The organism is Streptomyces flavofungini, assembly GCF_041028215.1.
GTDB classification, from domain to species: Bacteria; Actinomycetota; Actinomycetes; order Streptomycetales; family Streptomycetaceae; genus Streptomyces; species Streptomyces flavofungini_B.
This window is the reverse complement of record NZ_JASKYR010000446.1, coordinates 1-7,612: the sequence shown is the minus strand read 5'-3', so window position 1 is coordinate 7,612 and position 7,612 is coordinate 1. Positions and strand designations below refer to the sequence as shown.

At 74.7% G+C, this 7,612-nt stretch carries 3 protein-coding genes and 2 pseudogenes; 4 read left to right on the top strand and 1 reads right to left on the bottom strand.

The features are described 5' to 3' along the window. Positions 1 to 3,373 (bottom strand): S8 family serine peptidase (locus AB8Z36_RS26495; RefSeq protein WP_369215891.1); only part of this gene is annotated, 3,373 nt, incomplete at its 3' end. Positions 3,374 to 3,678: 305 nt separating this feature from the next. Between AB8Z36_RS26495 and AB8Z36_RS26490 the strand changes: the two genes are divergently transcribed. From AB8Z36_RS26490 to AB8Z36_RS26475, 4 genes and pseudogenes are all read left to right on the top strand, one after another. Continuing rightward, a complete protein-coding gene (locus AB8Z36_RS26490; RefSeq protein WP_369215890.1) occupies positions 3,679 to 4,716 on the top strand; it encodes a rod shape-determining protein in 1,038 nt (345 codons plus the stop codon). Between the two features lie 37 nt (positions 4,717 to 4,753). Next, positions 4,754 to 5,905, top strand: a pseudogene (locus AB8Z36_RS26485) (GAF domain-containing protein); the annotation flags it as partial. Between the two features lie 138 nt (positions 5,906 to 6,043). Next, positions 6,044 to 7,090: pseudogene (locus tag AB8Z36_RS26480) on the top strand (enolase C-terminal domain-like protein); the annotation flags it as partial. A gap of 106 nt (positions 7,091 to 7,196) precedes the next feature. Further along, positions 7,197 to 7,612 (top strand): carbohydrate kinase family protein (locus AB8Z36_RS26475; RefSeq protein ID WP_369215889.1); only part of this gene is annotated, 416 nt, incomplete at its 3' end.

Sequence of the window (7,612 nt, the reverse complement as noted above, 5' to 3'; positions counted from 1 at the left end):
AGGTCCACTCCGCGTGGCCCCGGGTGGCGAGCCGCCACCGCTCCCTGTCCAGCGTCGTGTCGGTCACGACCCGGTACGTGCGCTCCCCGGGCTCCGCGTCCCACACGTACACCCCCGAACCCTGCCGCCGGTCGACGCTGACCCCGTCCACGAAGACCTCGCTGGTCTGCGTCATGGAGTCCTCGTTCCAGATGTCGCCGAAGCCGGTGTGGTCGGGCCCGGAGTCGCCCCAGCCGGGCACGTTGAACTCCAGGTCGTTGCCCCGGCGGGTCTGCCCCCAGCCGAGCCCGGTCCCGAGCCAGGGGTGCAGCACCGGCTTGAACCAGTCGAGCCCGGTCCGCTCGCCGCCCCGGTAGGCGACCAGCCCGCCGCGCTCCTCCAGCGCCCCGGGCCCGGTCGACACGGACTCGTGCCAGAGCTGGCCCGCCCCCGTGGAGACGTACTCGGTGCGCTCGGCCGGGTAGGCGATCCGCTCCTGGAAGCCGATGCCGACGGGGAAGGCGCCGGTGACGGAGTAGCGGAACTCGCCGCCCTCGGCGGGCTTCACCGCGTAGTACGTGGTGTCGAGCACGGCGAGGTCGCGCTTGCCCGGCGCGTGGACGAGGTCCTCCGGGACGGATCCCTCGTGCCCCTCGGAGAGGTCGTAGACGAAAGGGGTGTGCACGGTGCCCGTGTTCGTGACGCTCCGGCCCGCCTTCGCCGCCGCGACGAGCCGCGCCCCGTCGGCCGCGTCGACCGTGGCGATCTGGAGCGGCCGGTCGGCGTTGCCGTCGGTGCCGAACCAGGCGTTGAGCCGCCCCGGCCGGTCGTCCGTCACGAACAGCGCGGCGGCCCCCGCGTCCTGCGCGGCCTGCCCGAGCCGCTCGGGGGTCACGGCGTCCGTGCGGCGCACGACGACGGCCCTGCCCCGCACGTCCTTGCCCTCGTAGGCGGCCGGGGTCCCGTCGCCCGCGTCCACGACACGCCACCTCGCGCGCCCCTCGGCGACTCTCCCGCCGGGCTGCGCGACGGCCTCGCGCAGGCCCCGCACGTCCACGACGGGCTTGCCGAGCCGCCAGACGGTGCGGTACTCGAAGCTGCCCTCGGTGACCTTCGCGGTCGGCGCGGCGAACACGCTGTCGTACGTCACGGGCACCTGGACCGCGCCCATCAGGTCGGCGCCGCCCGCCTTCCTGTCGTACTCCATGAGCAGCTGCCGGGTCTCGGTGCGCCGCCCGACGTCGGCCCTGATCTCGCGCAGCCGACGCCCGTCCAGGGTGATCTCGCGGTCCCGGTCGAGGCTGACCTGCGGATCGGCGAGGAAGCCGAGGCCGAGGGAGTCCTTCCCCCGGGCGCCGCGCACGTCGAGGAAGGACGTGAGGGCGTACGTGCCCGGCTCCAGGCGCAGCTTCAGGGTGCCGGAGCCGCCGACGGCGGCCGGGAAGGGCTCCGTTCCCCCGGCGAGCCGCTGCACCACCAGGTCGGCGGCGCTCGCCGCTCCGTCGCGGTCCTTCACATGGACGGTGAGCGTGTACCGCTCCTCCTCCTTGACCAGGCCGAACGCGGTGCGCGCGACCTGTTTGCCGCCCACGCTCGCGACGACCGCGCCGCTGACGGTCCCGACCGGCGCCTTCGCCCCGTCACCGGTGACGGTGGTCGACGCGGTGCCGTGCGCGGGGACGGTGAGGGTGGGGTCGGCGAGCGTGACGACACCGTCGGCGGCCCCGTGCGCGGCGAGCTTCAGCTCGACGTCCTCGCCGGTGGAGTTGGCGTAGGTGAGGGTCCGCCCGACCGGCTCGTCGTCCTCGTACGGCCACCCGTGGAAGCCGAAGTCCACGCTGCCGCTCGCGGTGACCGGCGCGTCGAGGGCGCCGGGCACGCTCAGCCGCCCGGCGCCGAGGGCGTAGGCGGAGGCGTCGAGCTCCTCGGAGCCCGACATCAGGGCGTCCTTGATGCGGGCCCCCGTCCAGTCGGGGTGCCGCTCGGCCAGCAGGGCGGCGGCGCCCGCGACGTGCGGGGTCGCCATCGACGTGCCGCTCATCTCGGTGTAGGGGCCCTCGCCGTCGCTGAGGTGGGAGCGGGCGGCGAGGATGCCGACGCCGGGCGCGGACAGGTCGGGCTTGAGGGCGTGGTCGCCCGCGCGCGGGCCCTGGCTGGTGAAGTACGCCGCCTCGTCGGCGGAGTCGACGGCGCCGACGGTCAGCGCGGAGTCGGCGGCGCCGGGTGAGCCGATGGAGGAGGGGGCGCCGGTGTTGCCCGCGGCGATGACGAAGAGGGCGCCGGTCTCCTTGGAGAGGGTGTTCACGGCGGCGGCCATCGGGTCGGTGCCGTCACTGGCCTCGTCCGAGCCGAGACTCATGGACACGATCTTCGCGCCGACGTCCCCGGCGGCCCACTCCATCCCGGCGATGATCTCCGACTCGCTGCCGAAGCCCTCGTCGCTCAGCACCTTGCCGACGGCGAGATCGGCGCCCGGTGCGACGCCCTTCTCCCTGCCGCCCTCGGACGCCGCGCCGCTGCCGCCGACGGTGGAGGCCACGTGGGTGCCGTGCCCGTTGCGGTCGGCGACGCCCTCGCCCGCGATGAAGCTTTTGCTCTCGCCGACCCGCCCGGTGAGGTCGGGGTGCCCGTCGTCGTACCCGGTGTCGAGGACGGCGACCTTCACGCCCTTGCCGGTGAGCCCCGCCTCCCACGCCTCGGGGGTGCCGATCTGCTCGTTGCTCCGCGCCATGTCGGCCTCGACACGGCCGTCGAGCCAGACCTTGCCGATGCCGGAGGCCTTGCCGAAGCCGGACGCCCTGCCGGTGCCGGACGTCTCGTCGGTGCCGGACGTCTCGTCGGTGCCGGACGTCTCGTCGGTGAGGGACCGCCAGAGGGCGGCGGGGCGCTCGGCCGTGACGGCGACCCCGGAGACGCTGGGCAGGGCCCGTACCTTCCTGGTGCCCCGGGGCGGCTCGTGGGCGCCCCGCGCCCGCTTCCCGTAGGTCACGATGAGCGGCAGCGGCCGGCCCGCGGCCCCGGCCCTCGCGGCGTACCCCTGCCGGATGAGCCCGGTGACGTCGAAGAGCCGCTCGTCCAGCGCCCCGGAGCGCAGATACGGCCGCGCCTCGTCCGGTACGACGGTGACGCGCCCGCCCGATATCTCGCTCCGCACCGCCCCGCTCGCCCCGGCGGGGCGTTCGACGGTGACGGTCTGCCTGCCGTCCGGGAGGGGGGTGAGGGTGACCCGGTCGCCGGTGATGAGGGTGACGGTGTGGGCGGCGCGGGCCGCGCGCTCGCGAGGGGCCTCGGCCGTGCCGGTCCGGGCGGCGCTCTGCCCGGCGGGAAGCAGGGCGAACGCGAGACCGAGGACGGCCAGGCGTCCGGCTCTTCGCCGTACGGGGGCTCTGGTCATTGGCTGCCTCTCTTCGTCTGCCCCGGGCCGGGGTGGTGCCCGAGTGCTGCGAAGAGTGTCAGGGAGCCTGTGGTGCACGGGAGTTGGCGGTGCGTGGCGGAAAGCCGCCAGGGCACCTACCCGCCAGCGGCGCGGGGACGGCGGTCCCGATCCGGTCCCGGACGCGGCCGGTGGCGCACTTCACCCGTACGGCGGCACCCCGCCCGGCTCAGCTTGACGCGCGCCCCGCCCGCGCGCGCCGCACCATGCGAGAGAGGACCGCCGTTCGGCGGCCCCCACGGTCTGCGCTCTCGGGAGGATCTGCCATGACCGTCAGTCTGGAGCAGTTGCGCCGCTGCCACGTCGCCGTCGACATGGGTGCCGCGAGGACCCGGGTGTTCGTGAAGGGCGCCGGTCTCGTCGTCGACGAGCCCAGCGCCGCCGCGGTCAACACACGGACGGGCGCGCTCATCGCGGTCGGCCGGTTCGCCGAGGAGATGACGGGCCGCACGCCCGGCTACATCCGGGTGGTCCGCCCGGTGTCCGGCGGCACCGTCGTGGACATCGACATGGCCCAGCGGATGCTGCGGCACCTGATCGGCGAGAAGCTCCGCCGCACCCTGCGCCGCAAGCCCCGGCTGCGCGCCGCCGTCTGCACCCCGCACGACGCTGACCCGCTGGCCCGCCGCGCGGCGGTCGAGACGATGGTCGGGCTCGGCGCCCGCAGGGTCGAACTGGTGGACACGCTCATCGCCGCCGCGGTCGGCTGCGGACTGCCCGTGGAGCAGCCGGAGGCGACGATGATCCTGGTCTGCGGCGCCGCGAGCACGCAGGTCGCGGTCCTCTCCCTCGGCGCGATCGTGACGGCCGAGCGCATCCCGGTCGGCGGCGAGGCCATCGACAACGCGATCGTGCAGCACCTGCGCCAGCGGCACGAGCTGCTGCTGCCGCTCCAGTCCGTGCGCCCCCTGCACATCGCGCTGCGCGGCAACGGCATCACCCAGGACGGACCGGAGTCCACCGAGATCCACGGCAGGGACGTCGCGACCGGCCGGGCCCGCTCGGTCCAGGTCGACACCGCCGCCGTCCGCGAGGCCCTGCACACCCCGCTGACCACCGTGCTCGACGGCATCGGCAAGGTGCTCAGGGACTGCCCGCCCGAGCTGGTCGCCGACCTGGTGGACCGCGGGATCATGATGGTCGGCGGCAGCGCGCTCCTGCCCGGCCTCGACACGATGCTGCGGGAGGCGACGGGCATGCCCGTACAGATCGCCGAGCGGCCCGACACCTGCGCGGTGTTCGGCCTCGGTGCGATGCTGGAGGGCAGGATCCAGCCGCTGGTCCTCGACCCGCTGTCCGGCTGACCGGCGCGGACACGGGGCGGACCCCTCGACGGAGCACATGACACGGATGCCCGAAGGAGCCGACACCCCGCTGGCCTCGACGCCGCTGCTCGAAGCGGTCCTCAGCGTCGGCACGGACCTCGAACTGCACGCCACCCTCCAGCACATCGTGGACGGCGCGGCCCGGCTGACCGGCGCCGGGTACGGCACGCTCGGCGCCACCGGCACGGGCGGCGGCACCCCGGCCGAGCTGTTCGTCGCGGGCGGCGCCGCCCGGGCGCGTCCGGCGGGCGACGCGCCCGGGGGCGACGTCATCCGCGTGCCCGTCCATGTGCACGGCGAGCCCTTCGGCGATCTGCTCCTCGCCGACAAGGCGGGCGGCCCCTTCACCGAGGAGGACCGCCAGCTCCTGAAGATCCTGGCGAGCCAGGCCGGTATCGCGATCGGCAACGCCCGCCTGTTCGAGGCGGCCCGCAGGCGCGAGCGCTGGATCGAGGGCGCGGCGGCGGTCACCACGGCCCTGCTCACCGGCTCGGAGGCGGCCGACGCGCTGATGACCGTCGCGGACCGGGCGCGGATTCTCGCCGACGCGGCGGCGGGTGTGATCCTCCAGCCCACGGAGGCGGGCGGCATGCGGATCGTCGCGGCCTCCACCGACGGCGCGCCGCACGGCTGGGGCGCCTCCGCCCGCGAACGCCCGGAAGCCCAGGCCGCCCCCGGCCCGAGCCGCTCCCCGCACCACGACGACGGCCACAACGACCTCATCGGCACCACCATCGAACCCGGCAGCGCGGTCCTGACCCAACTGCTCGGCGGCGAACCGGTGTTCATCGACGACTCCGCGACCGACCCCCGGATGACGACCCACGTACGCGTCCGGTTCGGCCCCAGCATGATGCTGCCGCTCCAGGCGGGCGGGCGGCTCATCGGCACCCTGGCTCTTCCCCGCAGACGTGGGGCGCCCGCCTACACCGCCGCCGAGCGGCTGCTCGCCACCCAGTTCGCCTCGCAGGCGGCCCTCGCCCTCGTCCTCGCCGACGCCCAGCAGAGCCGGCAGCGCCTCGCCGTCTTCGAGGACCGCGACCGCATCGCGCGCGACCTGCACGACCTCGTCGTCCAGCGGCTCTTCGCCACGGGCATGATGCTGGAGTCGACCCGTCACCGGGCCAGGTCGACGCCGGTGGAGTCCACCCTCGACCACGCCGTCGACGAGCTGGAGTCCACCATCCAGGAGGTCCGCACGGCCATCTTCGCCCTCCAGCAGCCGCCCGCCGACGCGCCCACCACCTTCCGCGGCAAGGTCCTGCGCGAGACGGCGGGCGCCGCCGCGGTCCTCGGCCTCCAGCCGTCGGTGCGCTTCGACGGCGCCGTCGACGTGGGCGGGCTGCGCGGCGTGCAGACCGCCGACAAGCTGCGCCTCTCCGTGGTCTCCGGGTTCGAGGTCGCCTGCCTGGACGCGCTCGGCAAGACGCTCGGACTGCCCGTGCACGCGCTGCTCGGCGGCAAGGTGCGGGACGCCGTGGAGTACAGCGCCTATCTGTTCTACAAGCACGCCCAGCACCCGGCGGGCGTCCCCCACGAGCCGGACGACGGATGGGGCGCCGCCCTCGACCCGGCCGGGATCGTCGCCCAGGCCAGGCTCTTCACCGAGCGGTACGGGTTCACCTCCTTCAAGCTCAAGGGCGGCGTCTTCCCGCCGGAGGAGGAGATCGCCGCCGTACGGGCCCTCGCGGAGGCGTTCCCCGGGGCGCCGCTGAGGCTCGACCCCAACGGAGCCTGGTCGGTGGAGACCTCGCTCAAGGTCGCGGCGGAACTGGAAGACGTACTGGAGTACCTGGAGGACCCCGCCCTCGGCACGCCCGCCATGGCCGAGGTCGCCGCCCGCACCCCGGTCCCCCTCGCCACGAACATGTGCGTGACGACCTTCGAGGAGATCCCCGAGGCCTTCGGCAAGGAGAACGGCGGCAGGAGCGCCGTGCGGGTCGTGCTCTCCGATCACCACTACTGGGGCGGGCTGCGGCGTACGCGCGAACTGGCCGCCGTATGCCGCACCTTCGGCGTCGACGTGTCCATGCACTCCAACACCCACCTGGGCATCAGCCTCGCCGCGATGACCCACGTGGCGGCGACCGTGCCCGGCCTCCGGCACGCCTGCGACTCGCACTACCCCTGGCAGTCCGAGGACGTGCTGAGCGAGCGCCCGCGGTTCGTGGACGGCGCGATCGCCGTCACCGACACCCCCGGCCTCGGCGTCGAACTCGACCGGGAGAAGCTCGCGGCGCTGCACGCGCGCTGGCTCGACGACGGCTTCCGTGCGATGCGGGAGCGGGACGACGCGGCGGCGATGCGGGTGACCGACCCGGGGTGGCGGACCCCGGCCGTGCCGCGCTGGTAGCGCACCTGAGCCAGGGCACCGTCCGGACCGCCGTTCCGGGCTTCCGTCCACGCCGGAGGGGCCGTAACCCCGGACCTCCCGGGGGATCGTCGGTTACGTTTCCTGCATGGTCGTACCAGCCCAGCCCACCGTCGACCCGCTGAAGTCGGCCCGCAGAGCCGGTGATCCGGCCTGCGACGTCTACCTCACGGGCACCGTCTTCCTCGACATCATCTTCACCGGCCTCGACTCCGCGCCCGTGCGCGGCACGGAGTCCTGGGCCCGCGGCATGGGGTCGAGCCCCGGCGGCGTCGCCAACATGGCGACCGCGCTCGCCCGGCTCGGCCTGCACACGTCGCTGGCCGCCGCCTTCGGGGACGATCACTACGGGGAGTACTGCTGGGACGCCCTCGAAGGGGGCGAGGGCATCGACCTCGCCTCGTCGAGGACCGTCCCCGGCTGGCACACCCCGGTGACCGTCTCCATGGCGTACGAGGGCGAGCGGACCATGGTCAGCCACGGCCACGAGCCGCCCCCGGACGC